General features: G+C 54.3%; 26 protein-coding genes, 3 tRNA genes and 1 pseudogene. 18 read left to right on the top strand and 12 right to left on the bottom strand.

Annotated features, from left to right (window positions below; genetic code table 11):
- Window positions 1-144: 144 nt before the first annotated feature.
- Window positions 145-726, top strand: a complete 582-nt coding sequence (gene sodB / locus PYR66_10620; GenBank protein ID WEF30104.1) for a superoxide dismutase [Fe] — start codon at window positions 145-147, stop codon at window positions 724-726.
- A gap of 57 nt (window positions 727-783) precedes the next feature.
- Here sodB and PYR66_10615 read toward each other — a convergent pair whose 3' ends face one another.
- Window positions 784-1,950 (bottom strand): MFS transporter, encoded by a 1,167-nt coding sequence (locus PYR66_10615; protein WEF30103.1) that lies wholly within the window; start codon window positions 1,948-1,950, stop codon window positions 784-786.
- Between the two features lie 160 nt (window positions 1,951-2,110).
- Window positions 2,111-2,200: a YnhF family membrane protein gene (locus PYR66_10610; GenBank protein ID WEF30102.1), complete on the bottom strand. Its 90-nt coding sequence runs from the start codon at window positions 2,198-2,200 to the stop codon at window positions 2,111-2,113.
- A gap of 295 nt (window positions 2,201-2,495) precedes the next feature.
- Between PYR66_10610 and purR the strand changes: the two genes are divergently transcribed.
- Window positions 2,496-3,521 (top strand): HTH-type transcriptional repressor PurR, encoded by a 1,026-nt coding sequence (gene purR / locus PYR66_10605; protein WEF30101.1) that lies wholly within the window; start codon window positions 2,496-2,498, stop codon window positions 3,519-3,521.
- A gap of 18 nt (window positions 3,522-3,539) precedes the next feature.
- Here purR and punR read toward each other — a convergent pair whose 3' ends face one another.
- The gene (gene punR / locus PYR66_10600; GenBank protein ID WEF30100.1) at window positions 3,540-4,451 is read right to left on the bottom strand and encodes a DNA-binding transcriptional activator PunR; all 912 of its coding nucleotides are present in this window, start codon (window positions 4,449-4,451) and stop codon (window positions 3,540-3,542) included.
- A gap of 112 nt (window positions 4,452-4,563) precedes the next feature.
- Here punR and punC point away from each other — a divergent pair, with 112 nt between their 5' ends.
- Window positions 4,564-5,748 (top strand): purine nucleoside transporter PunC, encoded by a 1,185-nt coding sequence (gene punC / locus PYR66_10595; protein ID WEF30099.1) that lies wholly within the window; start codon window positions 4,564-4,566, stop codon window positions 5,746-5,748.
- 296 nt (window positions 5,749-6,044) lie between these two features.
- Window positions 6,045-7,193 carry a cyclopropane fatty acyl phospholipid synthase gene (gene cfa / locus PYR66_10590; protein WEF30098.1) on the top strand — a complete coding sequence of 383 codons (1,149 nt, stop codon included), beginning with the start codon at window positions 6,045-6,047 and terminating at the stop codon, window positions 7,191-7,193.
- Between the two features lie 49 nt (window positions 7,194-7,242).
- Here cfa and PYR66_10585 read toward each other — a convergent pair whose 3' ends face one another.
- Window positions 7,243-7,878, bottom strand: a complete 636-nt coding sequence (locus PYR66_10585) for a riboflavin synthase subunit alpha (GenBank protein ID WEF30097.1) — start codon at window positions 7,876-7,878, stop codon at window positions 7,243-7,245.
- A 230-nt stretch (window positions 7,879-8,108) separates the two neighbouring features.
- Between PYR66_10585 and mdtK the strand changes: the two genes are divergently transcribed.
- Together mdtK and asr are read left to right on the top strand one after the other, a co-directional pair.
- A complete protein-coding gene (mdtK, locus tag PYR66_10580; protein ID WEF30096.1) occupies window positions 8,109-9,482 on the top strand; it encodes an MdtK family multidrug efflux MATE transporter in 1,374 nt (457 codons plus the stop codon).
- 181 nt (window positions 9,483-9,663) lie between these two features.
- Window positions 9,664-10,032, top strand: a complete 369-nt coding sequence (asr, locus tag PYR66_10575) for an acid resistance repetitive basic protein Asr (GenBank protein WEF30095.1) — start codon at window positions 9,664-9,666, stop codon at window positions 10,030-10,032.
- A gap of 157 nt (window positions 10,033-10,189) precedes the next feature.
- Here the strand turns inward: asr and PYR66_10570 are convergent, their stop codons facing one another.
- Window positions 10,190-10,759 carry a TIGR00730 family Rossman fold protein gene (locus PYR66_10570; GenBank protein WEF30094.1) on the bottom strand — a complete coding sequence of 190 codons (570 nt, stop codon included), beginning with the start codon at window positions 10,757-10,759 and terminating at the stop codon, window positions 10,190-10,192.
- A gap of 249 nt (window positions 10,760-11,008) precedes the next feature.
- Here PYR66_10570 and PYR66_10565 point away from each other — a divergent pair.
- The 3 genes from PYR66_10565 (at window position 11,009) to PYR66_10555 (ending at window position 11,244) form a co-directional block, all read left to right on the top strand.
- A tRNA-Val gene (locus PYR66_10565) sits at window positions 11,009-11,085 on the top strand.
- Between the two features lie 2 nt (window positions 11,086-11,087).
- A tRNA-Val gene (locus PYR66_10560) sits at window positions 11,088-11,164 on the top strand.
- A 3-nt stretch (window positions 11,165-11,167) separates the two neighbouring features.
- Window positions 11,168-11,244 (top strand) — tRNA-Val (locus tag PYR66_10555).
- A gap of 306 nt (window positions 11,245-11,550) precedes the next feature.
- Here the strand turns inward: PYR66_10555 and PYR66_10550 are convergent.
- Window positions 11,551-12,153, bottom strand: coding sequence for a helix-turn-helix domain-containing protein (locus tag PYR66_10550; GenBank protein ID WEF30093.1), 603 nt, complete (start codon window positions 12,151-12,153; stop codon window positions 11,551-11,553).
- A gap of 43 nt (window positions 12,154-12,196) precedes the next feature.
- Between PYR66_10550 and PYR66_10545 the strand changes: the two genes are divergently transcribed.
- Together PYR66_10545 and PYR66_10540 are read left to right on the top strand one after the other, a co-directional pair.
- Window positions 12,197-12,883 carry a B3/4 domain-containing protein gene (locus PYR66_10545; protein ID WEF30092.1) on the top strand — a complete coding sequence of 229 codons (687 nt, stop codon included), beginning with the start codon at window positions 12,197-12,199 and terminating at the stop codon, window positions 12,881-12,883.
- A gap of 22 nt (window positions 12,884-12,905) precedes the next feature.
- A complete protein-coding gene (locus PYR66_10540; GenBank protein ID WEF30091.1) occupies window positions 12,906-13,271 on the top strand; it encodes a hypothetical protein in 366 nt (121 codons plus the stop codon).
- Window positions 13,272-13,284: 13 nt separating this feature from the next.
- On the opposite strand, the gene PYR66_10535 is transcribed toward PYR66_10540, so the two are convergent.
- The gene (locus tag PYR66_10535; GenBank protein ID WEF30090.1) at window positions 13,285-13,449 is read right to left on the bottom strand and encodes a hypothetical protein; all 165 of its coding nucleotides are present in this window, start codon (window positions 13,447-13,449) and stop codon (window positions 13,285-13,287) included.
- A 280-nt stretch (window positions 13,450-13,729) separates the two neighbouring features.
- Here PYR66_10535 and PYR66_10530 point away from each other — a divergent pair, with 280 nt between their 5' ends.
- A complete protein-coding gene (locus PYR66_10530) occupies window positions 13,730-13,939 on the top strand; it encodes a DUF1471 domain-containing protein (protein ID WEF30089.1) in 210 nt (69 codons plus the stop codon).
- 68 nt (window positions 13,940-14,007) lie between these two features.
- Here the strand turns inward: PYR66_10530 and PYR66_10525 are convergent, their stop codons facing one another.
- Window positions 14,008-14,415, bottom strand: a complete 408-nt coding sequence (locus tag PYR66_10525) for a cupin domain-containing protein (protein ID WEF30415.1) — start codon at window positions 14,413-14,415, stop codon at window positions 14,008-14,010.
- 111 nt (window positions 14,416-14,526) lie between these two features.
- Window positions 14,527-15,081 (bottom strand): annotated as a pseudogene (locus tag PYR66_10520) (carboxymuconolactone decarboxylase family protein).
- 215 nt (window positions 15,082-15,296) lie between these two features.
- Here PYR66_10520 and PYR66_10515 point away from each other — a divergent pair.
- Window positions 15,297-16,310 carry an NAD(P)-dependent alcohol dehydrogenase gene (locus PYR66_10515; protein ID WEF30088.1) on the top strand — a complete coding sequence of 338 codons (1,014 nt, stop codon included), beginning with the start codon at window positions 15,297-15,299 and terminating at the stop codon, window positions 16,308-16,310.
- A gap of 49 nt (window positions 16,311-16,359) precedes the next feature.
- Here PYR66_10515 and PYR66_10510 read toward each other — a convergent pair whose 3' ends face one another.
- From PYR66_10510 to PYR66_10500, 3 genes are all read right to left on the bottom strand, one after another.
- On the bottom strand, window positions 16,360-16,995 hold the full coding sequence (locus PYR66_10510) for a carbonic anhydrase (GenBank protein ID WEF30087.1): 636 nt from the start codon (window positions 16,993-16,995) through the stop codon (window positions 16,360-16,362).
- A gap of 61 nt (window positions 16,996-17,056) precedes the next feature.
- Window positions 17,057-17,335, bottom strand: a complete 279-nt coding sequence (locus PYR66_10505; GenBank protein WEF30086.1) for a hypothetical protein — start codon at window positions 17,333-17,335, stop codon at window positions 17,057-17,059.
- 119 nt (window positions 17,336-17,454) lie between these two features.
- Window positions 17,455-19,233, bottom strand: a complete 1,779-nt coding sequence (locus PYR66_10500; protein WEF30085.1) for a sigma-54-dependent Fis family transcriptional regulator — start codon at window positions 19,231-19,233, stop codon at window positions 17,455-17,457.
- 485 nt (window positions 19,234-19,718) lie between these two features.
- On the opposite strand from PYR66_10500, the gene ygeW reads away from it, so the two are divergent.
- The 5 genes from ygeW (at window position 19,719) to arcC (ending at window position 25,843) form a co-directional block, all read left to right on the top strand.
- Window positions 19,719-20,906, top strand: coding sequence for a knotted carbamoyltransferase YgeW (ygeW, locus tag PYR66_10495; protein WEF30084.1), 1,188 nt, complete (start codon window positions 19,719-19,721; stop codon window positions 20,904-20,906).
- A gap of 60 nt (window positions 20,907-20,966) precedes the next feature.
- Window positions 20,967-22,166, top strand: a complete 1,200-nt coding sequence (gene dpaL, locus PYR66_10490) for a diaminopropionate ammonia-lyase (GenBank protein ID WEF30083.1) — start codon at window positions 20,967-20,969, stop codon at window positions 22,164-22,166.
- Window positions 22,167-22,229: 63 nt separating this feature from the next.
- Entirely contained in the window at window positions 22,230-23,441 is a 1,212-nt protein-coding gene (locus PYR66_10485) for a YgeY family selenium metabolism-linked hydrolase (protein ID WEF30082.1), read from the top strand.
- Window positions 23,442-23,492: 51 nt separating this feature from the next.
- Window positions 23,493-24,899, top strand: a complete 1,407-nt coding sequence (gene hydA, locus PYR66_10480; protein WEF30081.1) for a dihydropyrimidinase — start codon at window positions 23,493-23,495, stop codon at window positions 24,897-24,899.
- Between the two features lie 11 nt (window positions 24,900-24,910).
- The gene (gene arcC, locus PYR66_10475; GenBank protein WEF30080.1) at window positions 24,911-25,843 is read left to right on the top strand and encodes a carbamate kinase; all 933 of its coding nucleotides are present in this window, start codon (window positions 24,911-24,913) and stop codon (window positions 25,841-25,843) included.
- Window positions 25,844-25,854: the final 11 nt, after the last annotated feature.

Raw genomic sequence — 25,854 nt, 5'->3', positions numbered from 1 at the left:
TTTTAACTGCCTTCAGCAAATGTTAACATTCTCAACACAATAACATGTCACACTCGCGACAGCGAAGTACAGACAATGCTGTATTCAGGTTAGCCATCACCTAATTAATGTGAGAAAAAACAAAAAGTTATAAGGAGAGTAGCAATGTCGTTCGAATTACCTGCATTACCATATGCAAAAGACGCCCTGGCGCCGCACATTTCCGCAGAAACCCTGGAATACCACTACGGTAAGCACCACCAGGCCTACGTGACCAACCTCAACAACCTGATCAAAGACACAGCTTTTGAAGGCAAATCCCTGGAAGAGATCGTTCGCTCTTCTGAAGGTGGCGTCTTCAATAACGCCGCGCAGGTCTGGAACCACACCTTCTACTGGAACTGCCTGGCGCCGAACGCCGGCGGTGAGCCGGAAGGCGACCTGGCGGCAGCCATTGCCAAATCCTTCGGCAGCTTCGCTGAGTTTAAAGCGAAATTCACCGATGCAGCCGCGAAAAACTTTGGCGCTGGCTGGACCTGGCTTGTGAAAAATGCGGACGGCAGCCTGGCTATCGTTTCCACCAGCAACGCTGGCACCCCGCTGACCACCGACGCTACGCCGCTGCTGACCGTTGATGTGTGGGAACACGCCTACTACATCGACTACCGCAATGCCCGTCCTAACTATCTGGAACACTTCTGGGCGCTGGTTAACTGGAAGTTTGTTGCCGCCAATCTGGCTGCATAAAAACAAAAACCGCAGCAGGGTTCTCCCCTCTGCGGTTTTTTTTCATCTCAATGAAGCTTAGTTTTTCGCCAATGCCTCTTCTGGCTGAGCACGTCCGCCCAGCAGCACGACCACCAATGCCAGTCCGGCAATAATCGCGCCCATCACCGGAACAAAGGTGTAGCCCAGACCGCCGGAAATTACCGCACCGCCCGCTGCCGCGCCCAGCGCGTTGCCCATGTTGAACGCGCCAATGTTGACTGAAGACGACAGGCCGGGAGCTTCATGCGCTACTCGCATCACACGCATCTGCAACGGCGGAACGACCGCGAAGGTTGCCGCGCCCCAGACCACCATACTCACGGCGGCACCCAGTTGCGACTGCACCAGCAGCGGAATAGCCAGCATAATAGCGATCAGTAGCAGCAGAAAGCCTTTCAGGGTGGCGGAAACAGAACGGTCGGCGAATTTCCCCCCCAGGTAATTCCCGAGCGAGAAACCGATACCAATCAACACCAGCATCGCGGTAACAAACAGCGGCGCGGCGTGAGTGATAGTGTGCAGCACCGGAGAAATATAGGTGTACAGCGTGAACATCGCCCCTGCGCCAAGAACGGTGGTTAACAAGGCGGACAGCACCTGAGGTCGCATCAGTACCGACAGTTCGCGCTTCACATTCGGGCGCTCGCCTGCGCTTCCTTTCGGCAGAGAGAACCACAGGCTTATCATCGAGATCAGCCCCAGACCCGCCGTGGCGAGGAATGACATTCTCCAGCCAATGGTTTCACCAAGCCAGGTGGCTACCGGTACGCCACCGATATTGGCAATGGTCAGCCCCATAAACATGGTGGCGACGGCGCTGGCCTGTTTGTGTTTCGGCACCACGCTCGCGGCAACCACCGAACCAAGGCCAAAGAACGCGCCATGGTTGAGGCTGGTAATAATACGCGACAGCATCAGCGTGGTGTAATCCGGCGCAATAGAAGAAAGTACGTTACCGAGGGTGAAAATACCCATCAGGAAGATTAACGCATTGCGGCGCGAACGGTGCGACAGCAATAAAGTCATTAATGGCGCCCCGACCATTACGCCAATGGCGTAGGCGCTAATCAGCATCCCCGCCGCCGGGATAGAGACGTCTACGCCTTTGGCGATGACCGGCAGCAATCCCATCGGGGAAAACTCGGTCGTACCGATACCGAAGGCACCGATCGCCAAAGCTAATAAGGGAAAGTTGATTTTCATTCAGTGACTCCATCAGGCCGCATTTATTCACGGCATTGCATCAGAAGCCAAAAGGATGACATCAATCACAGAAAAACAGAAGTAAACGAAATGACAAAAGATTATTGCAGATTTGCGAATAATGGCAGAACGGGAGGGAATAATCCCCCCCGCCGTGAAATCAGTGTAGTACCGCCGTCAGGCCGGCTGCGACGATCAGACCCAGAACAATAATCGTCGTGATCAGCGAAAACTTTAAATCTGTACTCATCAATTTTCTCCCCTGATTATCCCCACACGAAAAGTGAGCTTGCTCATTTTTGCACAAAATAATGCAAAAATCTCCCCGGATTTAGGGTGATGCACATTTTTGCTCTTCCCCTTTGCCCCAAGATCGGACAAAATCCCACGCTAATTTGAAAGCGTATCGGCCATTGACCCCTTCCTGTCGTTCTGTGTCGTTTTCCCGGGTGTTGCAATGTTGAGCATTGTATACAGGGTGTGTATAGGCAAACGTTTACGTATTGATAATCAGACGATCAGGTCAAGGTCTGGAGTGAGAAGTAATGGCAACTATTAAAGATGTGGCGAAACGCGCAAACGTTTCCACTACAACTGTATCACATGTGATTAACAAAACTCGTTTTGTGGCGGAAGAGACGCGCAACGCAGTCTGGGCGGCAATCAAAGAATTGCACTATTCGCCGAGCGCCGTGGCCCGTAGTCTAAAAGTCAATCACACCAAATCGATCGGTTTGCTGGCTACCAGCAGCGAAGCGGCCTATTTCGCTGAAATTATCGAATCCGTAGAGAAAAGCTGCTTCCAGAAAGGTTATACCCTGATTCTGGGCAACGCGTGGAACGATCCGGAGAAGCAACGCGCCTATCTGTCGATGATGGCGCAGAAGCGCGTAGACGGCTTACTGGTGATGTGTTCCGAGTATCCGGAGTCCGTACTGAGCATGCTGGAAGAGTACCGCCATATTCCGATGGTGGTCATGGACTGGGGCGAAGCGAAAGCGGACTTCACCGACTCGGTTATCGATAACGCCTTTGAAGGCGGCTATATCGCCGGCCGTTACCTGATCGAACGCGGGCACCGTGAGATTGGCGTCATTCCAGGGCCGCTTGAGCGTAATACCGGCGCAGGACGCCTGGCCGGGTTTATGCAGGCGATGAAGGAAGCGCATATCAACGTGCCGGAAAACTGGGTGGTTCAGGGCGACTTTGAACCGGAGTCCGGCTACCGCGCGATGCAGCAGATTCTGAATCAGCATCATCGCCCGACTGCCGTTTTCTGCGGCGGCGATATCATGGCGATGGGAGCGATCTGCGCGGCCGACGAAATGGGTTTGCGCGTGCCGCAGGACATTTCACTGATCGGTTATGATAATGTGCGCAACGCCCGCTACTTCAGTCCGGCGCTGACCACCATCCACCAGCCGAAGGATTCGCTCGGGGAAGCGGCCTTCAATATGCTGCTCGATCGTATTGTTAATAAACGCGAAGAGTCGCAGTCCATTGAAGTACACCCGCGACTGATCGAACGTCGTTCGGTCGCCGACGGTCCTTTCGTCGATTACCGCCGCTAAGCGCCCTTCCGGCGTCGGTTATTCCGGCGCCCGCAACCATTCCCGGTTCAACGTCTCGCTGTCGCCAAGATAGCCCAGTAACCAGCTTAATGCCGGTGAGGCATCGCTCTGTTGCCACGTCAGACAGCAGGCGGCATCCGGGAATGGGTTTTCCAGCGTCAGCGCCGTCCATTCGCCGCTATCAATACGTGGACGCGCAAAGTGGCCCGGCACCATCCCGACGCAGAGTCCTGCCGAAAGGCAGGTAGCCGAGGATTCCCAATCCGGCACCACGACTCGTTTCTGATTATCCAGAAGCCAGGTTGTGCGCTTCGGCAGCGAGCGTGAAGTATCTTCGCGCACCAGCGACGGCCAGTTGCGCAACACGTCATCGCTGAGCGCCCCTTCCATCTGCGCCAGCGGATGATGGCTGGCCACCACGCAGTGCCAGTTAAGCATTCCCATATCACGGAAGGCGTAGCGTCCCCCGACAGGAATTGAACGTGTTGCACCGATAGCTAACTCCACGCGCCCATCAGCTAACGCATCCCAGACACCGTTAAATACTTCCTGAAAAACGATCAGTTCAACATCGGTAAAATGACGATAAAAATCAACGATCATCTGGCGCATACGCGCCGGCTTAACAATATCGTCGACCGCGATCGACAGCTGGCCGCGCCAGCCGTTGGCAATTTGCTGACACTGCTGACGGGTGATCTGCATTTTTTTGATAACAGAACGCCCTTCCTGTAAAAACCAGACTCCGGCCGGGGTTAATTCAACGTCGCGGTGACGACGTTCAAACAAAGGAACCGCCAGCCACTCCTCCAGTTGACGGACTGTGTAGCTCACCGCTGAGGGCACGCGATGTAGCTCCTGCGCTGCCGCGCTGAAACTCCCGTTACGGGCCACGGCATCAACCACTTCCAGCGAGTATTCCGACCACATATTTTGCCTGCAAAATTTTTGAACGCATGTGACAAATATTAGCGTTTCACAAGGCGAATTGCACTCCCTACACTTTGCGGCATCATACCTGCATCAGTTAAAAGAGAATGTTATGCAACAACCTGGGAAAGGATTTTTGGTGTGGCTGGCCGGCCTGAGCGTACTCGGCTTCCTGGCCACCGACATGTATCTGCCGGCATTCGCCGCCATTCAGCAAGATCTCAACACCTCAGCGGCGTCAGTCAGCGCCAGTCTGAGCCTGTTTCTTGCCGGGTTCGCCATCGGCCAGTTGTTCTGGGGTCCCCTGTCGGATCGCTATGGCCGTAAACCAATTTTGCTCGCGGGTCTGACGATTTTCGCCCTCGGCTGTCTCGGAATGCTGTGGGTTCGCGATGCCACCCTGATGCTGGTACTGCGCTTTATCCAGGCGATCGGCGTGTGCGCCGCAGCGGTCACCTGGCAGGCGATGGTGACCGATTACTATCCAGCTCAGCGCATCAATCGTATTTTCGCCACCATCATGCCGCTGGTCGGACTTTCACCCGCACTGGCGCCGCTGCTCGGCAGTTGGTTGCTGGTCCATCTGGAATGGCAAGCGATTTTCGCCACGTTGTTTGCCATTACGCTACTGCTGATGCTGCCAGCACTGCGCCTGAAACCGGTGATTAAACCTGCTGGCGACACGCAGAAAAAATTGACCTTCATGGCGCTGCTGAGTTCGCGTGAATACAGCGGTAACGTCTTAATTTACGCCGCCTGTTCCGCCAGCTTCTTCGCCTGGCTGACCGGTTCGCCGTTTATCCTGCATGAAATGGGCTACGGCCCGACGGTCATCGGCCTGAGCTACGTACCACAAACCATCGCCTTCCTGGTCGGCGGTTACGGCTGCCGCGCCGCGTTGCAGAAATGGCCGGGCCATCAGATGCTGCCCTGGCTGCTGATCGTCTTTGCGCTGAGCGTCGCGGCTACCTGGCTGGTTGGTCTGCAGGATGACCCGTCGCTGGTTGGTCTGATGATCCCGTTCTGCATCATGGCTATCGTCAACGGCGGCATCTACCCAATCGTCGTCGCCCAGGCGCTAAAACCCTTCCCACAGGCAACGGGCCGCGCCGCCGCCCTGCAGAATACGTTGCAGCTTGGCCTGTGTTTCCTGGCAAGCCTGCTGGTCTCCAGCCTGATCGCCACCCCGCTGCTGACCACCACCAGCGTGATGCTGATCTCCATCGTGCTGGTAGGCGTGGGTTACTGGATGCAGCAACGTCGCGTATCGCTGGTGAGCGAATCATCCCACGCCTGATGTTTACTGAATGGATGCCGGACCAGTAATTAGCCTGCTAATATATTTTTATTGAAAGGCTGTTTTTAGCGGCCTATACTGGATCCGGTATCACATAAATAGAAATTTTTTTAGATATTAACGGGAGCAGGACGCGACCCGTTTCACCATGGAAGGCCTTTCGGCAAGGGTTATCTCCCTTCCTCTGTTCTACGTCGGATAGCACCCTCACGATTTTTTCGTGAGATTTCTCACAAAGCCAAAAAAGCGTCTACGCTGTTTTAAGGTTCTGATCACTTGGGCGTGATGGAGAAGCTATGAGTTCATCGTGTATAGAAGAAGTAAGTGTACCAAACGATGATTGGTACCGGATTGCAGCTGAATTATTGGGCCGTGCCGGAATTGGTATCAACGGTTCCGCACCCTCTGATATCCGGGTAAAAAACCCTCTCTTTTTTAAACGGGTATTACAGGAAGGGTCGCTCGGCTTAGGTGAAAGCTATATGGACGGCTGGTGGGAATGCGAACGCCTGGATATATTCTTCCACAAGGTGTTGCACGCCGGACTGGATAAGCAACTTCCCCACCATTTCAAAGATACTCTGCGTATCGCTGGCGCTCGCCTGTTCAATTTACAAAGCAAAAAACGTTCCTGGATTGTCGGCAAAGAACACTACGATTTAGGCAACGACCTTTTCCACCGTATGCTCGACCCGTATATGCAATATTCCTGCGGTTACTGGAAAGAGGCCGAAAATCTGGAACAAGCCCAGCAGGATAAATTAGATTTAATTTGCCGCAAACTGCAGCTTGAACCGGGAATGAGGGTGCTGGATATCGGCTGTGGCTGGGGTGGTCTGGCCTATTACATGGCCAAAAACTACAACGTCAGCGTAACCGGCGTGACCATATCCGCTGAGCAACAAAAAATGGCGCAGGAGCGCTGTGTGGGTTTAGACGTTAATATTCTGCTGCAGGACTATCGTGATTTACACGACAGTTTTGATCGTATTGTTTCCGTCGGGATGTTCGAACACGTCGGGCCGAAAAATTACGCCACCTATTTTGAGGTCGTCGATCGTAATCTGAAACCAAACGGTCGTTTTCTGCTACACACCATTGGCTCTAAAATTACCGATCACAATGTCGATCCGTGGATTAATAAATATATCTTCCCCAACGGCTGTCTGCCGTCGGTACGACATATTGCCGACGCCAGTGAATCGCATTTCGTGATGGAGGACTGGCATAACTTTGGCGCCGATTACGACACCACGTTGATGGCCTGGTACGAGCGTTTCCTTGCCAGTTGGCCGGACATTGCCGATAACTATTCGGACCGTTTCAAACGAATGTTCAGCTATTATCTGAATGCCTGCGCCGGCGCCTTCCGCGCCCGCGATATTCAGCTCTGGCAGGTGGTCTTCTCGCGCGGCGTCGAGCACGGTTTGCGCGTAGCCCGCTAAAAAAAGCCCCCGCAGACGGTAAATCTGCCGGGGCTTTTTCATCTCTTTATTATTCTTCCGCGTTTTTGTGCGCCGCTTCTTTTGCCGCCAGCACACGCTCTACGGTATCCACCACCGCCTGCGTTTGCGGGTCGATTTCGATATTCACGCGATCGCCGAGTTTTTTCACGCCAAGCGTGGTGCGTTGCAGCGTTTCCGGGATCAGGTGTACGCAGAAACGGGTCGGGGTGACTTCACCGACGGTCAGGCTAATACCATCAACGCCGATGAAACCTTTATACAGGATATATTTCATCAACGCCGGATCCTGCACCTTAAACCAAATCTGACGGTTATTTTCTGAGGTGAGGATTTTAACAACTTCGGCGGTTGTCATAATATGGCCGGACATCAGGTGGCCGCCAATTTCATCACTGAATTTAGCCGCACGTTCAACGTTAACCACATCGCCTTCATGCACGGCGCCAAGGTTAGTGATACGTAGCGTCTCTTTCATCAGATCAAAACTGATGCGCGGGCCGTCGATTTCGGTAACGGTCAGGCAGCAGCCGTTGTGCGCCACCGATGCCCCGGTCTCCAGGCCATCGAGCATATGCGCCGGCAGCTCCACCACATGGGTGCGGAAATTGGGTTTCTCATCGATGGACACCACTTTCGCCGTCCCCTGCACAATACCAGTAAACATACTTTGCTCCTGTTGAGAATCGTGACGGTATCAACACCGTTATATATAAGCGGAACAATAACAGGTGGCTAAACAGGTTGCCAGCGCGCATCGTGCCCCCACCATTTTTTCACTGGCTTAATGGCTAATCCTCGCTACAATAGACTGGAAATTCCTCCTGTTTTTTCTTCTTGCTGCCATTTAAGGCGGCTTTTTTAGTCTCAAAATAACAACAATATAAAGGTGTTCACGTGCAGAAGTATTTTATAGAAGCGCGTCAGTTATTAGCGTTAGCTATACCTGTCATTCTGGCGCAGGTTGCCCAGACGGCGATGGGTTTTGTCGATACGGTGATGGCCGGCGGCTATAGCGCAACCGACATGGCCGCCGTGGCCATCGGCACCTCAATCTGGCTACCCGCGATCCTCTTCGGCCACGGCCTGTTGCTGGCATTAACGCCAGTCATTGCGCAACTGAACGGCTCCGGTCGTCGCGATCGTATCGCCCCCCAGGTACGCCAGGGATTCTGGCTGGCGGGCTTTGTCTCCGTATTGGTGATGGTGGTGCTATGGAATGCGGGCTATATCATTAGCTCGATGCACAACATCGATCCGCTACTCGCCGAAAAAGCGGTGGGCTATTTGCGCGCGCTGTTATGGGGCGCGCCGGGTTATCTGTTCTTCCAGGTCGCACGTAACCAGTGTGAAGGACTGGCGAAAACCAAACCCGGTATGGTGATGGGCTTTATTGGTCTGTTGGTCAACATCCCGGTGAACTACATTTTCATTTATGGTCACTTCGGCATGCCGGAACTCGGCGGAATCGGCTGCGGCGTGGCCACGGCATCGGTATACTGGGTGATGTTTGCCAGTATGCTGACATGGGTGCGCCGGGCGCGTTCAATGCGTGATATCCGCTGCGCCGAGCGCTTCAGCAAACCAGATTTTGCGGTGCTGAAACGTCTGGTGCAACTAGGCCTACCGATCGCGCTGGCGCTGTTTTTCGAAGTTACCCTGTTTGCGGTCGTCGCGCTGCTGGTCTCTCCGTTGGGGATCATTGATGTCGCAGGACACCAGATCGCGTTGAATTTCAGTTCGCTGATGTTCGTCTTACCGCTGTCGCTGGCCGCGGCGGTCACTATCCGCGTTGGTTTCCGTCTCGGTCAAGGTTCGACGCTGGATGCGCAGACTTCGGCGCGCACCGGCGTAGGGGTGGGCGTATGCATGGCGGTGTTGACCGCGGTTTTCACCATCCTGATGCGTAAGCAGATTGCGCTACTGTATAACGATAATCCGGAAGTCGTTCTGCTGGCTTCGCAGCTGATGTTGCTGGCGGCGATATATCAGATCTCCGACTCGGTTCAGGTTATTGGCAGCGGTATTCTGCGCGGTTATAAAGATACGCGATCCATCTTCTTTATTACCTTTACCGCCTACTGGGTGTTGGGGCTGCCGAGCGGCTATCTGCTGGCGCTGACTGATATCGTCGTTCCGCGGATGGGGCCTGCTGGTTTCTGGTGCGGCTTTATTATCGGCCTGACCTCCGCAGCCATCATGATGATGCTGCGCATGCGTTTCCTGCAGCGCCAGCCCTCCAACGTGATCCTGCAGCGCGCGGCGCGTTAATCTCCTATGCCAGATGAAGGGCAAACCGTTAACGCGGATTGCCCTTTTCTTTTGGCGCCGCTGTACATCCTGTTACGCGTCGATACCAAACACTCACTGAAGCCTCAACCTGACTTGCCTATAGTGACTCCATCGGCCCCGTAGTGGGGTTAAATGAAGAAACCTTTTCGAGGATATCAGCATGAAAAAAGTATTAGCTCTGGTTGTTGCCGCTGCTATGGGTCTGTCTTCCGCTGCTTTCGCTGCTGATGCAGCAAGCACCACTCAGGCTCCGGCTGCTGCAACTCACAGCACCACTGCCAAGACCACGCATCATAAAAAACACCACAAAGCCGCCGCCAAACCGGCTGCAGAACAGAAAGCACAGGCTGCCAAGAAACACAAAAAAGCCGCTGCTAAACCAGCTGTAGAGCAAAAAGCTCAGGCTGCGAAAAAACACCACAAAAAAGCGGCAACCAAACCCGCTGCGCAGAAAGCGCAGGCCGCTAAAAAGCATCATAAAGCCACCAAGCACACCGCAGCTAAACCGGCTGCACAGCCAGCTGCATAATCTTCCCGCTCGCTCGGATAGATAATAAATCGGCGCTGTTTCAGCGCCGTTTTTTTAGGAGGTGACAATGCTGCGGCGCTACCGTTTCGAGCTTATTTTAATTCTGCTCATCATCTGCGCTATCTTCGCTTTGCGTCTTATTTTTAAGTAGTCAGCGTTACTTTTCCAGCCACTTACGCTGCGGCGGCGCGTACTGATGGAATGCGGTTAAAATACCCTGCACATCGTCGCTGAACGTCAGCATTTCGGCGTAACGTCGGTGCATAAACCCTTCCGCAGCCATTTTTTCCGCCATCGCCTGCAACGGGTTGTAATAGCCGTTGACGTTAAGAAAGGCGCAGGGTTTTTCATGAATACCGAGCTGTGCCCAGGTCCACTGTTCAGAAATCTCTTCCAGCGTACCAGCTCCGCCCGGCATGGCGATAAAGCCATCAGCCAGCATCGACATCTTGCTCTTGCGCTCGTGCATATCGTCGACCACGTGCAGCTCACTCAATCCGGTATGCGAAATTTCGCGCTCCACCAACTCGCGCGGCATCACGCCGATCACCCGTCCTCCGTATTCGAGTGCGGCGTCAGCCACGGCGCCCATCAGGCCCACTTTACCGCCGCCGTAGACCAGATCCAGTCCAGCCTGCGCCAGTGCTTTGCCTACCTCCTTCGCGTAGGCCAGATAGATCGGATTTTCTCCGGCCGAAGAACCACAAAAAATGCCAATTGCTTTCATTACTGCGCTCCATCGTTTATTTGCCGCACACTCTAGCATAAAGACCACGCGCAGCGTCCCTGCCAATCCCAGCAGAAAAACGACTTGACGGTAGGTATTGATGAAGAAATATCCTTTATCATCAGTAAAATATAAGCAAGATGGATAAAAGTTCTGCAATCGCATGCGTTCTGCAAGAAAAGTGACGTTTGCCTCTTGCCACACGGCCTCCCTGCCGTTAATATGCGTCCCCGTTGTCACCACAACATTGCGTTCATAGCTCAGTTGGTTAGAGCACCACCTTGACATGGTGGGGGTCGTTGGTTCGAGTCCAATTGAACGCACCATTGCGTTTATAGCTCAGTTGGTTAGAGCACCACCTTGACATGGTGGGGGTCGTTGGTTCGAGTCCAATTAAACGCACCATTTGCGTCCGTAGCTCAGTTGGTTAGAGCACCACCTTGACATGGTGGGGGTCGGTGGTTCGAGTCCACTCGGACGCACCATTTCAATAATCATTGATTTGGTGCGCAGTTCTCTTTATCCCCTTCTCTTCATATCTACAACGCCATTAATCGCTGCACCTGAATACTTTCAAGTTTGCCATCCAGAATAGCCAGAAAATCGTCATGATATGGCATCGCAACATGCTGCTTCAGATCTTCTTCCGACGCCTGCGTTCAATAAACACAAATGATATCTTCCCCTGCCTGGATAACTGACGAACATCGGGGATTTCCCGGAGGAAAACGCCATCCGGGGTATGAACTATTCAGCGTAGTGGTGAAGCCAACGCTATGCCAGAGCGCCCATCATCGCCCTTTCTCACATACTGTCATGGTAAAGACAAGCGGCCGCTGGCCTGCGTTGCGATACCCGTGCGGCGCATCCATTCGCGCCACCGCAGAGCACCCCTCGGTCACCTGATATTCCAGGTCATTAATCGTCAGGGTCAAGATCCCCTCGGTAACGTACAGCAGCTCACAGGTATCTACCGGATGGCCCGGGGAAGTAAAGGTTTCGCCTGGTAACATTTGCCACTGCCACAGCTCAAGCATATCCGGGCCGCTGGTGCCGGCCAGCAGCCTGGCGCTACCGCCCTGCTCGCCGCGCCATAACACCGGGATGGCATCACGGTCGATAAGATGAACCGCGGGCGCACTGGCGACGTTAACAAAATCAGCTACCGACACGCTCATTGCTGCGGCGACTTTGCACAGCAGTGCGATACTGGGGTTCGCACGGCAGGCTTCGATATCTACCAGCATTCCTTTACTGACGCCTGAACGCCGTGAAAGCTCGTCCAGCGAAATTTTCTTTTCGCTGCGGAACTGTTTGATGCGCCGTGAGACAGCTTCGTTAATTCGGCTGAGATCGTTATCACCAGCGGTCGCTATATTGACTTTTTTGTTCATCGGTCGATATTATGCTCTAAATCAGTCATTAAAGGATTATGCAATGTCTCACCCATTACCGTCAATTAGCCCGCAACTGGCCTCCCTTGCACCTGGTTTTCGGGCTCTGAGTATCACCGTTAGCGCCGCACCGCTCCGGGACACTTCCATCGGCAAGAACGCATTAGCCGCCGCATGCCAGGTAGTGCTGACCGGCCAGCCTGAATGGGCGGATGCACACCTTGCGGCATGGGCTACGGTGTTCAAAACCTTCGGCGCCAAACCGAAGCGCACCCCGTGTTCGGCTGAGGCATTACGCAAACGCGTGCTGCGCGATGGCACGATGACCGCGTTGGATCCGGTCGTCGATCTCTACAACGCTGTCAGCCTGCGTTATGCCATTCCCGTCGGCGGTGAGAATATCGCCGCCTATCATGGCGTACCGAGGCTGGTGATTGCCGATGGTTCTGAGGTCTTTGATACCATGAAAGAAGGCGTAGCCGCCGTTGAATCACCAGAGCCGGGAGAAGTTATTTGGCGGGATGATAGCGGCGTCACCTGCCGACGCTGGAACTGGCGTCAGGGGATCCGCACCCGCCTGAACGCTAGCGACCCACAAATGTGGTTCATTCTCGAAAGCCTACCAGAAATGCCGCTCGATGCGCTGCATGCCGCGGGACAAATGCTTACCAGGGGGCTGGAGCAAATGATGCCGGGAGTCAGCCACCACACCTCACTCATCAGTCTGTAAATCGCAACCAAAGGATCGTGTGATGTCGTTATTTTTAACCAGTTTTATTTTTGAGAAGAAAGAGTACGACGACGTGTTTTATCAGCTTGATGGCTGGATCGATCGCTATACCCAGTCGCTTGATGGATACATAGGTATGGAAAGCTATACCAATGCCGCCAGTGGTAGAATCATCAATAATTACTATTGGCGTGACCGACAGTCGATGGAATTAATGATGAATAATCTGCAACACCAGCAGGCCAAAGCGCAGGGGCGGCGTTGGATTGCTGGCTATCAAACCATCATTGCCGAAATTGAGGGCAGTCACAATATGAACCTGCCCCATCCACTTGCGGACTATCCGCTGCGCTACCAGGCACAATGCCAGGATCCTGGTAGGCGATAATTACCATTGCGGATTATTCGCTCTGTGTCGCGACCCGCCACTTCCAGGCTTTCTTACTGCGGCAGCAGGCCGTGGTTTTTGCCCATGGACGTAACAACTGAGTCGTTTGTAATTCCTGCGTCGCCGGACTCTCTGACCAGCGTTTCGCGCTTAAAGGGCGACGAGCGGTGATAACCATAACGTTCTCCTGCAGGTGTTAACCATTCCGTAGTTAATTCAACAAGTTCGGATACAGACTAACACCCGTAACAGCAAGTTACTTCAGACTTTGTTTGACTTTGTAAAGAGCCCACGCCGCAGGCCTTTTCTTTTTCGATCATTCACGCCGACATTCAATCATAAATTTTGAACAAGTTACGCAAATTGTTTCGATTTTAATCAATCACAGTTGGTTCTATTCTTTATCACATCGGAGCAACAACGCTCCTTACCAAACAAAACACTTAAGGAATACGACCATGAAATCCATCAAAACTTTTGCTGCTGTTACTGTTCTTTCTCTGATGTCTTTTGGCGCCTTCGCTCAGAGCGTCAGCGCAACCGCTTCGACTATTGACCGCGCGGAAGCTAAAATTGCCGCTCAATCCGCAGAACAAGGCGCTTCTTATAAAATCACCAGCGCCCAGTTCAACAACCGTGTACATATGACTGCCGAATTAAGCAAATAATGTCGCGAGTGGCGCGCCAGACAACTGTCTCTGGCGCGCCGCGCGTTATGCCATAGCAATATTGATGTCTATGGCAGCGAGTTGTACTCAGTGTCTCCCACCTCTTCCAGCCACTCATTAGATGCGCCTTCCGCCGGTACTTCTACCGCGATATGGGCAAACCAACTATCGTGCGCCGCACCGTGCCAGTGCTTAGTTTCGGCAGGAATATGCACTACATCGCCGGTTTTCAGTTCACGAGCCGTTTCCCCCCACGCCTGATACCAACCGCGCCCACCGGTCACCAACAGAATCTGCCCCCCCTTATGATGGATATGCCAGTAATTACGACATCCTGGCGCGAAAGCGACATGACCAATTTTTACCCCTTCCATGGAAAGCATAGTCAGGAAGCTATCACCGGTGAAGTATTGCGCGTAGGCCTCGTTTTTGTCGCCACGTGGGAAAATACCGTTACCATCAAATTCATTTGTCATGTTCGTTTCTCTCAATAATGAGTGTGGCGCTGCCGTGTCGTTAAGGAGCGACTCCAGCACTGCCGCGGCGTTGTCCGCCACCCCGGTGTGCACTTTGTCTGCCAGTACCTCAACAAACGCGCGCAGTTGCTGCGCTGTCAGACCATTGCGCAGGCTAATCGCATAATGGCTCTTCAGTTGACTTTCCGCGCCGGATAACGCGGCTAACATCGAGACCGTCGCCAGTTCGCGCGTCGCCCAGTCCAACACGTCGCGCTGGAAAATATCGCCAAATAAGTGCGCCTTTAGATACCGGTCAATGATCGGCGCAAAATCAAACAGCGGGCCGCTCACGGCCCGGCCCACCAGTTGAGTTTGATTGCAGCTGCCGGCCTGCAGGCTATCCCAGTTTTCCGGCGACGGCGTCGCCATCACCCCTTCCTCGTCCACCATGCCTCGCGCTTGACGCCCGGTCGTGACCGTCATCAGGCAGGACAGCGCATTCAGGCTGCGCGGGAAACCGCAGTAGGCATATAACTGCACTAGCGTTTCTTTCAGCTCGTTAACCGTTAGCCCGGCATCAAGAGCGGAATTCAATGCTGGGGTCAGCGCATCAATATTACCCTGCGCGGCGAATGCCGCGACCGGGATAAGCGCCTGCTGGCGTGAGTCCAATGGGTTCTGCATGCTTTAGTCTCCGAGCGGAAAACCGCTGCCTTCCGCCTATCAAGGGAATAAACCGATTATAGGGGGCCGTTCGGAGGTTGATTAGCCAGGGAAATGAGAACAGACCCATGAACTTAATTCATGAGTTTTCACCGCCACGCGACAAGTGGACAGATTGCACTCTTCGGGCTTCGCACAATACTTAAGCAGAACACTCCCGATAACGAGGTCTGACAATGAAAGCCTGGACAGTTAAAAAACCCGCTGCGCTGGATAGCATCCAGTTGATTGACCTTCCTGACCCAGGCGCCCCAGGCGCAGGGGAAATCCGCGTGGCGCTCCACGCCACCTCGCTGAACTATCATGATTTACTGGTGGCGACCGGCGCTATTCCCGTTGCTGATGGGCGGATCCTGATGGCCGACGGCGCCGGGGTGGTGGAGGATGTTGGCGATGGCGTAAACGAGTTTAGCGTCGGCGACAGTGTGGTAGCCTGCTTTTTCCCGCAATGGCCGGACGGTAAAGCCCAGCGCCTGGTTGCCGATTTCAGCCACACCCCCGGCGATGGCGTCGATGGCTTCGCCTCACAATATGTCGTGCGTCCCGCCAGCCATTTCACCCTCGCCCCCCACGGCTGGAGCTTTAAGCAGGCAGCGACCATTACGACCTCGGGACTGACGGCCTGGCGCGCACTGGTCGTCGAAGGAAAATTAAAAGCTGGTGATACGGTACTGACGTTGGGTACCGGCGGGGTGTCGATGACCGCACTGCAGCTCGCAAAAAGCATGGGCGCGCAGGTTATCGTCACATCATCATCGGATGAAAAGCTCGCCCGCGCGCGCCAGCTTGGCGCCGACCACACCATCAATTACCGCACAACTCCACAATGGGGCGCTGCGGTGCAGGACATCGCCGGTAATCACGGTGCGGATATTATCGTTGAACTCGGTGGCCCAGGTACGCTTGCCCACTCTTTTGAGGCCGTCAGTATGGGCGGCTGTATTGCGCTGATCGGCGTGTTAACGGGCTTTGAAGGCCAGGTGCCCACACATTTACTGATGACCAAACAGGCGCGCTTGCAGGGTGTGGTAGTGGGGAATCGTCGCCAACAGCAGGAGTATGTCAAAGCGCTGAATCAAAACACGTTGCATCCGGTGATTGATAAGGTGTTTGCACTGGCGGAACTGCCGGAAGCCTTCCGCTATCAACAAAGCGGCGCTCATTTTGGCAAAATTTGCCTGGAGTGGTAATGCGAAACAGCAGAGATGACGCAGGGCTTCCTTGCCCTGATGAGCAAAGTTATTCGAAGTAAACTTCCGGGTTTTCCGACAGGGAAACGAAGGTTTTAGTGCTTTTATCCAGCGCGCGAATGTCGCCGCTTTCGATGTCGTAGAACCAGCCGTGCAGACGCAGCGTGTGGTCGCGCAGGCCAACGGCAACCGATGGATGCGTTTTGATGTTGTTCAACTGGGCAATAACGTTTTCCTGCACCATGCCGTTAACTTTGTCCGTTTCGCTGGCCCAGGTTTTCTTCTCAACGACCGCTTTCGCCGCGTCGGAGTAGCGCAACCAATGGGAAACGGCAGGCATCGGATCCAGACACTGACAGGTAGCAATTGCTTTCATCGCGCCACAGTTAGAGTGGCCGCAGATCACGATATCGGTCACGCCGAGGGCGATAACGGCATACTCAATCGTCGCAGACACACCGCCCGGCTCCGGGCCGAAGGACGGTACAATGTTGCCGGCGTTACGGATAACGAACAACTGCCCCGGCTCCTGCTGAGTCACCAGCTCCGGTACTAAACGGCTATCAGAACACGAGATAAACAGCGCTTTGGGGTTTTGGCTTGATGCCAGGCTGCGGAAGAGTTCTTTGCGTTGCGGAAAAATCTCTTTCTGGAAGTTGAGGAAGCCCTCAATGATATGTTGCATAGCAGTGTCTCTTTTCTCTGTAGTAATTACGATATGACAAAGATCACATTTGGCTAGTGTATCACTGAAGTGCAGAATGGGAATCGTTATTGATAATCATCACGCAATAAGCATCCAACCTAATCGTCGGGCGCCTGAGTGAACTCATCGACATAAAGAACTTCACCGCCTGTTGCAACGTGGTACCCATTCCCCACAACAGCGGTAGGCCGACGGCAACCCAGCTCAGCGTCAACAGCAGCGCGCGGGCCTCGGCTCCCAGGTCAGTTGGGCATCTCCCCCATCGCGCCGCAGAACAACCGAAGAAAACGAAAAACAGTGTATAGGTCCAGCCAGGCATGGAAATTTTCCAGTCACACAGGCGGGTTCTCTTTTCCTGAATGAACTGGCCGTCATGCTGGCATGGCCGCTAACCGAAAACGATTGTGATAAACCTCGCTCTCAGAGTGATGCGACGTATCAGACGCCAACCAGATCATACTTTTTGATCTTGCGATACAGCGTAGCAATGCCGATTCCCAACTCGTCGGCGGCCTGTTTTTTATTGCTGTATCGCGTCAGGGCGTCGCGGATCATCTGCCTTTCCATCTCTTCCAGCGCCGTCCCCCCCTCCTCGTCTTTCACCGCGTTAGCCGTCACTGGCTGGCTGCTTTCCCGCTCGCTGATTTTACCGCTACTGATAAGGTTCGGCGGCAGCAGCGACAGATCGATCACTTCGCCGGAAGGCACCACATTGACCAGGTACTCCATCAGGTTGCTCAGTTCGCGGATATTGCCCGGCCAGCGATAACTCTTCAGTAAGGCGATGACTTCTGGCGAAACGCCGGGATAGACCAGATCCAGGCGCCGGGTGTGCAGATGCAGGAAATAGTGGATCAACAGTTCGATATCGTCCTGACGCTCACGCAGCGGTGGCAGACGCAGCGGGATCACGTTCAGGCGATAGAACAAGTCCTCACGGAATTTCCCCTCGGCAATAAACTGCTCGAGATTCTGGTTGGTCGCCGAAATAATACGGATATCGACCGGTACCGGGTGACTGGCGCCTACGGGTTGGATCTCACGCGATTCAATCGCCCGCAGCAGCTTGGCCTGCAGGGTCAGCGGCATATCGCCGATCTCATCCAGGAATAGTGTTCCGTGGTTGGCCGCCTGAATCAACCCGGTCTTACCGTTGGCCGACGCCCCGGTAAATGCGCCTTTAACATAACCAAACAGTTCGCTTTCCAGAAGTTGTTCCGGAATCGCCGCGCAGTTGATGGCGATAAAAGGCTTCGCCTGGCGGTCGCTGAGTTTATGTACTGCGCGGGCCACGACTTCTTTACCTGTTCCGCTCTCGCCGACGATCATCACGCTCGAGGGGCTGGGAGCAACACGGGTGATCAGCTTTTTCAACTGGCGCATAGGCCGACACTCGCCAACCATCTGCTCTATCTGCGGCCCATCCTGCGGCGGCGCCAGATCGGCCGAAGAGTGCGACTGATGAAACGCCATTAAGAACAGCCACTGATCCTGAACCGCATGTAGCTGGCCAATAATAAGTTCTTTCTTATCATCAAATGAAATCACGTGCTGGACATGGCCGCGAATAAAGTTTTGCGCAAACGTCAGCGGGCGAAAACGGATGGTTTGACCAACCATACTGCCGTGATTGGCGCCAAGTATTTTCATTGCCGCCTGATTAGCAAATTTTATTTTTTGGTCCTGGCTAACCACCAGCACGCCCTGATCCATGTTTTCAATCATGGTTGAAAACATTTTTAACATGTTGTCGCCGCCACCCTGATCTTCTAACAGGCGAGAAACGAATATAGAGGAGACGTGGCGGACATAATCGGAGAATTCGTGGAGATTATCATTAATGCGCTCCTGCTGCTCGCGGGTCAAGGCAACCAGGCTAATAACGCCGACGCACTGTTCTTGATAAATGACCGGAGTGCCAAGAAAAGCCTTTTCCTTGCAGTTTTCTTTATTAGCGCAATCTTTACACAAAGGATCATAACGCGAGTGAGTAACGACTTTCTCTTTTTTTGTTTCTATTATGTAACGTAAAAGTCGCGAATCTGTATTTAATTTTCGCCCAAGAAATTTACCGTAGGCGCCGGTGCCCGCGACGCGGCACAGCGTATTGTCGACAATCTCAACCTCAAGCTGCAACACGCTGGAGAGCATACGTGCAAATCTTTGAATAGTAGGCTGAATCTGCATTAAAACGGATGGCGTATTGGAGGGAATCATAATAGACCTTTTAATATCAGTAGCCGCAAGGGAACGCTGAAGATCGACTCTTTTTATTCTTCGTTTATCATACTACCGCCGCCCGCGTTGAAAATAGATGCATGTCCTGCGCTTTTTTACACCTTAAAGAAAATATGGAAGTGGTATCACACTTTCCTCTCAATATGATAATCCTCACCCTGAAATTATCATTTTGGCGTAAACCCCACCGCCACAGATTGATATTCGGCGCAACGACGCGAACGGAATCTAATTTCGTACGTCGGGCGGCAAATGAATTTCGTTTTCCATAAATAAGAAAAAACAGCCATTTTTCGTGACCGACCTCGCATAATCTCCGGCATTTCCTTCTACTCTCCATGGCTGAATTAGAACTGGCACGCTTATTGTTAGTGGTAATACAGCGCTGGCCGTCACCGCTTATATCACTGCAATTTCGACTGCACAGCAATCAATAAGCCGTCATTCACTACCGGGATCGAAAAATGAAAACTGTTAACGAACTGATCAAGGATATCAATAAGCTCAACTCTAACCTGCATGAGAAAGACTTTCTGCTGACGTGGGAACAATCGCCGGATGAGCTGAAGCAGGTACTGGATGTCGCGGCGGCGCTGAAAACGCTGCGAGCGGAAAACATCGCCACCAAAGTATTTAATAGCGGACTGGGCATTTCCGTCTTCCGCGATAACTCGACTCGTACTCGTTTCTCTTATGCTTCCGCGCTGAACCTGCTGGGCCTGGCGCAACAGGACCTCGACGAAGGCAAATCGCAGATCGCCCACGGTGAAACGGTACGTGAAACTGCCAATATGATCTCCTTCTGCGCCGACGCCATCGGCATTCGCGACGACATGTATCTCGGCGCCGGTAACGCCTATATGCGTGAAGTCGGCGAAGCGTTGGATGACGGCCACAAACAGGGCGTACTGCCGCAGCGCCCGGCATTAATCAACCTACAGTGCGATATCGACCACCCGACGCAGGCGATGGCCGACCTCGCCTGGCTGCGCGAACATTTCGGCTCGTTGGAAAACCTGAAAGGCAAAAAAATCGCCATGACCTGGGCCTACTCCCCAAGCTACGGCAAACCGCTCTCCGTCCCTCAAGGGATCATCGGCCTGATGACCCGCTTCGGTATGGATGTCACCCTGGCCCACCCGGAAGGCTATGACCTGATCCCGGATGTCATCGAAGTGGCGAAGAATAACGCCGCAGCCTCCGGCGGCAGCTTCCGCCAGGTAACCGATATGGCGGAAGCCTTTAAAGATGCCGATATCGTTTATCCGAAATCCTGGGCGCCGTACAAGGTGATGGAAAAACGGACCGAACTGCTGCGCGCCAACGACCATGCTGGCCTGAAAGCGCTGGAGAAAGCCTGTCTGGCGCAGAACGCGGAACATAAAGACTGGCACTGCACCGAGGAGATGATGAAGGTGACCAACGGCGGAGACGCGCTGTATATGCACTGCCTGCCTGCCGATATCACCGGCGTCTCCTGCGAAGAAGGTGAAGTCACCGAAGCGGTGTTCGAGAAATACCGTATCGCCACCTACAAAGAGGCCAGTTGGAAGCCGTATATCATCGCCGCCATGATCCTCTGCCGCAAATACGCCAAACCCGGACAGCTGCTGGACCAGTTGTTGCAGGACGCGCAAAAACGCATCAAATAACTTCGCAAGCCGGCCCGTGAGCCGGCTTCCCCACCCTATTAAGAAGGATAAGGACAGAATATGTCTGCTTTTTCGCTGAAAATGGATATTGCCGACAACCGTTTCTTTACCGGTGAAACCTCGCCGCTGTTTTCTCGCCAGCAGGCGCAACAGGCGCGTCATTTTCACCAAAAAATTGCCGGATACCAACCGACACCGTTGTACGCCCTAAAAGAACTGGCGGCGCTGTTTGGTGTGAAGAACATCCTGGTGAAAGACGAATCCCAGCGCTTTGGTCTCAACGCATTCAAAATGCTCGGCGGCGCCTACGCCATCGCCCAATTGCTGTGTGAAAAGTATCAGCTCGACATCAACGCCTTTTCGTTTGACACCCTGAAATCAACCATCAAAGAGAAGATGACCTTCGCCACCACCACTGACGGCAACCACGGCCGCGGCGTCGCCTGGGCCGCGCAGCAGCTTGGACAAAACGCGGTGGTATACATGCCGAAAGGTTCGGCGCAGGAACGCGTGGACGCCATTTTACGCCTCGGCGCTGAATGTATTGTCACCGACATGAACTACGACGATACCGTACGCTTTACCATGCAGACCGCGCAGAAAAACGGCTGGGAAGTCGTGCAAGACACCGCCTGGGAAGGCTACACCAAAATCCCGACCTGGATTATGCAGGGCTACGCGACCCTCGCCGACGAGGCGGTAGAACAGATGGCGGCGATGGGGATTGCTCGCCCTACTCACGTCTTCCTGCAAGCGGGCGTCGGTGCGATGGCGGGCGGTGTACTTGGCTATCTGGTCGATGTCTTCGGCGCTCGTGAACTGCACTCGGTGATCGTTGAACCGGAACTGGCGGACTGCATCTATCGTTCCGGCGTGAAAGGCGACATCGTCAACGTCGGCGGCGACATGGCCACGATTATGGCCGGTCTCGCCTGCGGCGAACCTAACCCACTGGGCTGGGAAATCCTCCGCAACTGCGCCACCCAGTTTATCTCCTGTCAGGACGCCGTTGCCGCCCTCGGCATGCGCGTACTGGGTAATCCTGTGGGCAACGACCACCGGGTGATCTCCGGCGAATCCGGCGCCGTCGGCCTCGGCGCGTTGGCCGCCGTTCACTTCCATCCGCAGCGCCAGGCGCTGATGAGCAAACTGGGGCTCGACAGCCACTCCGTGGTGCTGGTGATTAGCACCGAAGGCGATACCGACGTGCGGCATTACCGCGAAGTCGTCTGGGAAGGCAAGCTGCCGGCAGCGCAATAAACAATCAATGTACTCAACACATTCATCCCGCCGTGCGGGAAACCAGGACTGGAGAGTTAATTCATGGCTAAGCACATTCCTTTTAAACTGATTGTCGAAAAAGCAAACCACTACCAGCAAGATATGACCCGTTTTCTGCGCGATATGATCGCCATCCCCAGCGAAAGCTGTGACGAAAAGCGCGTGGTGCATCGAATCAAAGAAGAAATGGAAAAAATCGGCTTCGATAAAGTCGAGATCGACCCGATGGGCAACGTGCTGGGCTATATCGGCCATGGCCCTCGACTGGTCGCTATGGACGCGCATATTGATACCGTTGGCATCGGTAACATCAAGAACTGGACCTTCGACCCCTATCAAGGAATGGAAACCGATGAGCTGATCGGCGGGCGCGGCGCGTCTGACCAGGAAGGCGGCATGGCGTCAATGGTCTACGCCGGGAAAATCATCAAGGACCTCGGTCTGGAAGATGAATATACCCTGCTGGTAACCGGTACAGTACAGGAAGAGGATTGTGATGGTCTGTGCTGGCAGTACATCATCGAACAGTCCGGCATTCGCCCGGAGTTCGTGGTCAGTACCGAACCAACGGACTGCCAAATCTATCGCGGCCAACGCGGGCGTATGGAAATTCGCGTCGACGTGCAAGGCGTCAGCTGCCACGGCTCAGCGCCGGAACGCGGCGACAACGCGATCTTCAAAATGGGGCCGATTCTTAACGAACTGCAGGATCTTTCCCACAATCTTGGCAACGATGAGTTCCTCGGTAAAGGCACCCTCACCGTTTCCGAAATCTTCTTTACTTCGCCAAGCCGCTGTGCGGTCGCCGACAGTTGCGCGGTGTCTATCGACCGCCGTCTGACCTGGGGCGAAACCTGGGAAGGCGCGCTGGACGAAATCCGCGCGCTGCCTGCGGTGCAAAAAGCTGGCGCAGTGGTCTCAATGTACAACTACGAGCGCCCTTCCTGGACCGGCCTGGTTTACCCAACGGAATGCTACTTCCCAACCTGGAAAGTGGAAGAGAACCACTTCACCGTGCGTGCGCTCAGCAACGCCTATGAAGGGTTGTTCGGTAAAGCGCCAGTGGTCGACAAGTGGACCTTCTCCACCAACGGGGTTTCCATCATGGGCCGTCACGGTATCCCGGTCATCGGTTTCGGGCCGGGTAAAGAGCCGGAGGCGCATGCGCCGAACGAAAAAACCTGGAAACAGCATCTGGTGACCTGCGCCGCCATGTACGCCGCCATCCCGCTGAGCTGGCTGGCTACGGAGTAAGTTCGAACGGTGATTCCTCCCGCCGCACGTCGGCGGGAGTCTGGAGTTTTTATGCGCGTACTGATTAAAAACGGCATTGTGGTCAACGCCGACGGCCAGGCAAAACAGGACCTGCTAATTGAGGATGGTCTGGTCAGCCAGCTCGCCGAACAGATAACCCCAACCGAACCTTGCCAAACCATCGACGCCGCTGGCTGCTATGTGATGCCCGGCGGCATCGACGTTCATACCCACTTTAATATCGATACCGGTCACGCCCGCAGCTGCGATGATTTCTTCACCGGCACCCGCGCTGCCGCCTGCGGCGGTACCACCACCATTGTCGACCATATGGGCTTCGGTCCCGCCGGATGCAATCTCCGCCATCAACTGGAGGCCTATCACGGTTATGCCGCTTATAAAGCGGTGATCGACTATAGCTTTCATGGCGTTATCCAGCATATCAATCATGCCATCCTCGACGAAATCCCGATGATGGTCGAGGCCGGTATTAGCAGCTTCAAGCTGTATCTGACGTACCAATATAAGTTGAACGATGATGAAATACTGCAGGCCATGCGTCATTTGCATCGCGCGGGCGCGCTGACCACCGTTCACCCGGAAAACGACGCCGCCATCGCCCGTAAACGGGCCGAGTTTTTGGCCGTCGGGAAAACCGCGCCGCGTTATCACGCCCTCAGCCGCCCGTTGGAGTGCGAAGCGGAAGCTATCGCGCGAATGATCAACCTCGCCCGGCTCGCCGACAACGCGCCGTTGTATATCGTACATCTCTCCAACGGCCTGGGGCTGGAGTACCTACGTCTCGCACAGCGACGGCATCAACCGGTGTGGATTGAAACCTGTCCACAGTATCTGTTGCTCGACGATCGCTGTTATGAACGTGATGATGCCCTCGGCTACCTGCTAAGCCCACCGCTACGTAACGCCAGCAACAATGATGCCCTGTGGTGCGGCATCGCCGATGGTTCGATTGACGTGGTGGCCACCGATCACTGCGCTTTCTCAATGGCTCAGCGCCAACAGATCTCCGGCGGCGATTTTAGCCGCTGTCCGAATGGCCTGCCGGGTGTGGAAAACCGCCTGCTACTGATGTTCTCACACGGCGTGATGAGCGGGCGTATTTCACCACAGCGCTTCGTGGCGCTGACCAGCGCCACCCCTGCGAAGCTATTTGGTCTGTGGCCGAAAAAAGGGCTATTGGCGCCTGGCGCGGATGGCGATGTGGTGATTATCGACCCGCAGCGTACCACCACTATCCGCCACGAAATGCTGCACGATAACGCCGACTATTCGCCGTGGGAGGGCTTTATTTGCCAGGGCGCTATTCGCCAGACCCTGTCGCATGGCCGGGTTATTTTCGATAACGGCGCCTTTACCGGCAGCGCTGGCCAGGGGCGTTTTTTACGCCGGGAACCCTTTTCTACCGCTAACGTCCCCGTCAGCGGAATCGCATCTTAAGTGAGGAATTCATGAGTAAGAAAATTGTACTCGCCCTGGGCGGCAACGCGCTCGGCGACGATCTGGCTGGACAAATGCAGGCCGTCAAGCAAACCGCGCAGGCCATCGTCGATTTAATCGCTCAGGGCCACCAGGTGGTCGTCACCCACGGTAACGGCCCGCAGGTAGGGATGATTAACCTTGCCTTCGAAGCCGCCGCCAAAACCGAGGCTCATACGCCGATGCTGCCGATGTCGGTCTGCGTGGCGCTGAGCCAGGGCTATATCGGCTACGATCTGCAAAACGCCCTGCGCGAAGAGCTCCTGTCGCGCTCGATGCATATTCCCGTCGCGACGATCATTACTCAGGTGGAAGTCGACGCCAACGACCCGGCCTTTAAAAACCCAACCAAGCCAATTGGCTCATTTTTCAGTCAGCAGGAAGCCGAACAGCTGACTCGCCAGGGTTACATCATGAAAGAGGATGCCGGACGCGGTTATCGCCGTGTTGTCGCCTCGCCGCAGCCGGTAGATATTGTCGAGAAAGAGACGGTAAAAGCATTGATGGATGCTTGTCATGTGGTGATTACCGCTGGCGGCGGCGGGATCCCGGTGATTCGCGAAGGCAATCATCTACGCGGCGCCAGCGCGGTTATCGATAAAGACTGGGCCAGCGCCAAACTGGCGGCGATGATCGACGCGGACATGCTGATTATTCTGACTGCGGTAGAGAAAGTGGCCATCAACTTTGGCAAGCCTGACGAACAGTGGCTGGATAAGCTGTCGCTCAGCGATGCCGAACAGTTTATTCGCGAGGGACATTTCGCCAAGGGGTCGATGCTGCCGAAGGTCGAAGCCGCCGCGTCATTCGCCCGTTCACGTCCGGGCCGCAAGGCGCTGATTACCGTATTGAATAAAGCCAAAGAAGGCATTGAAGGTAAGACCGGAACGGTCATTGAAGGGTAACGAGAGCCGCT

Source organism: Klebsiella aerogenes (assembly GCA_029027985.1).
GTDB classification, from domain to species: domain Bacteria; phylum Pseudomonadota; class Gammaproteobacteria; order Enterobacterales; family Enterobacteriaceae; genus Klebsiella; species Klebsiella aerogenes_A.
The sequence above is the reverse complement of the archived record's forward strand: the minus strand, read 5'-3'. Positions and strand labels throughout refer to the sequence as shown.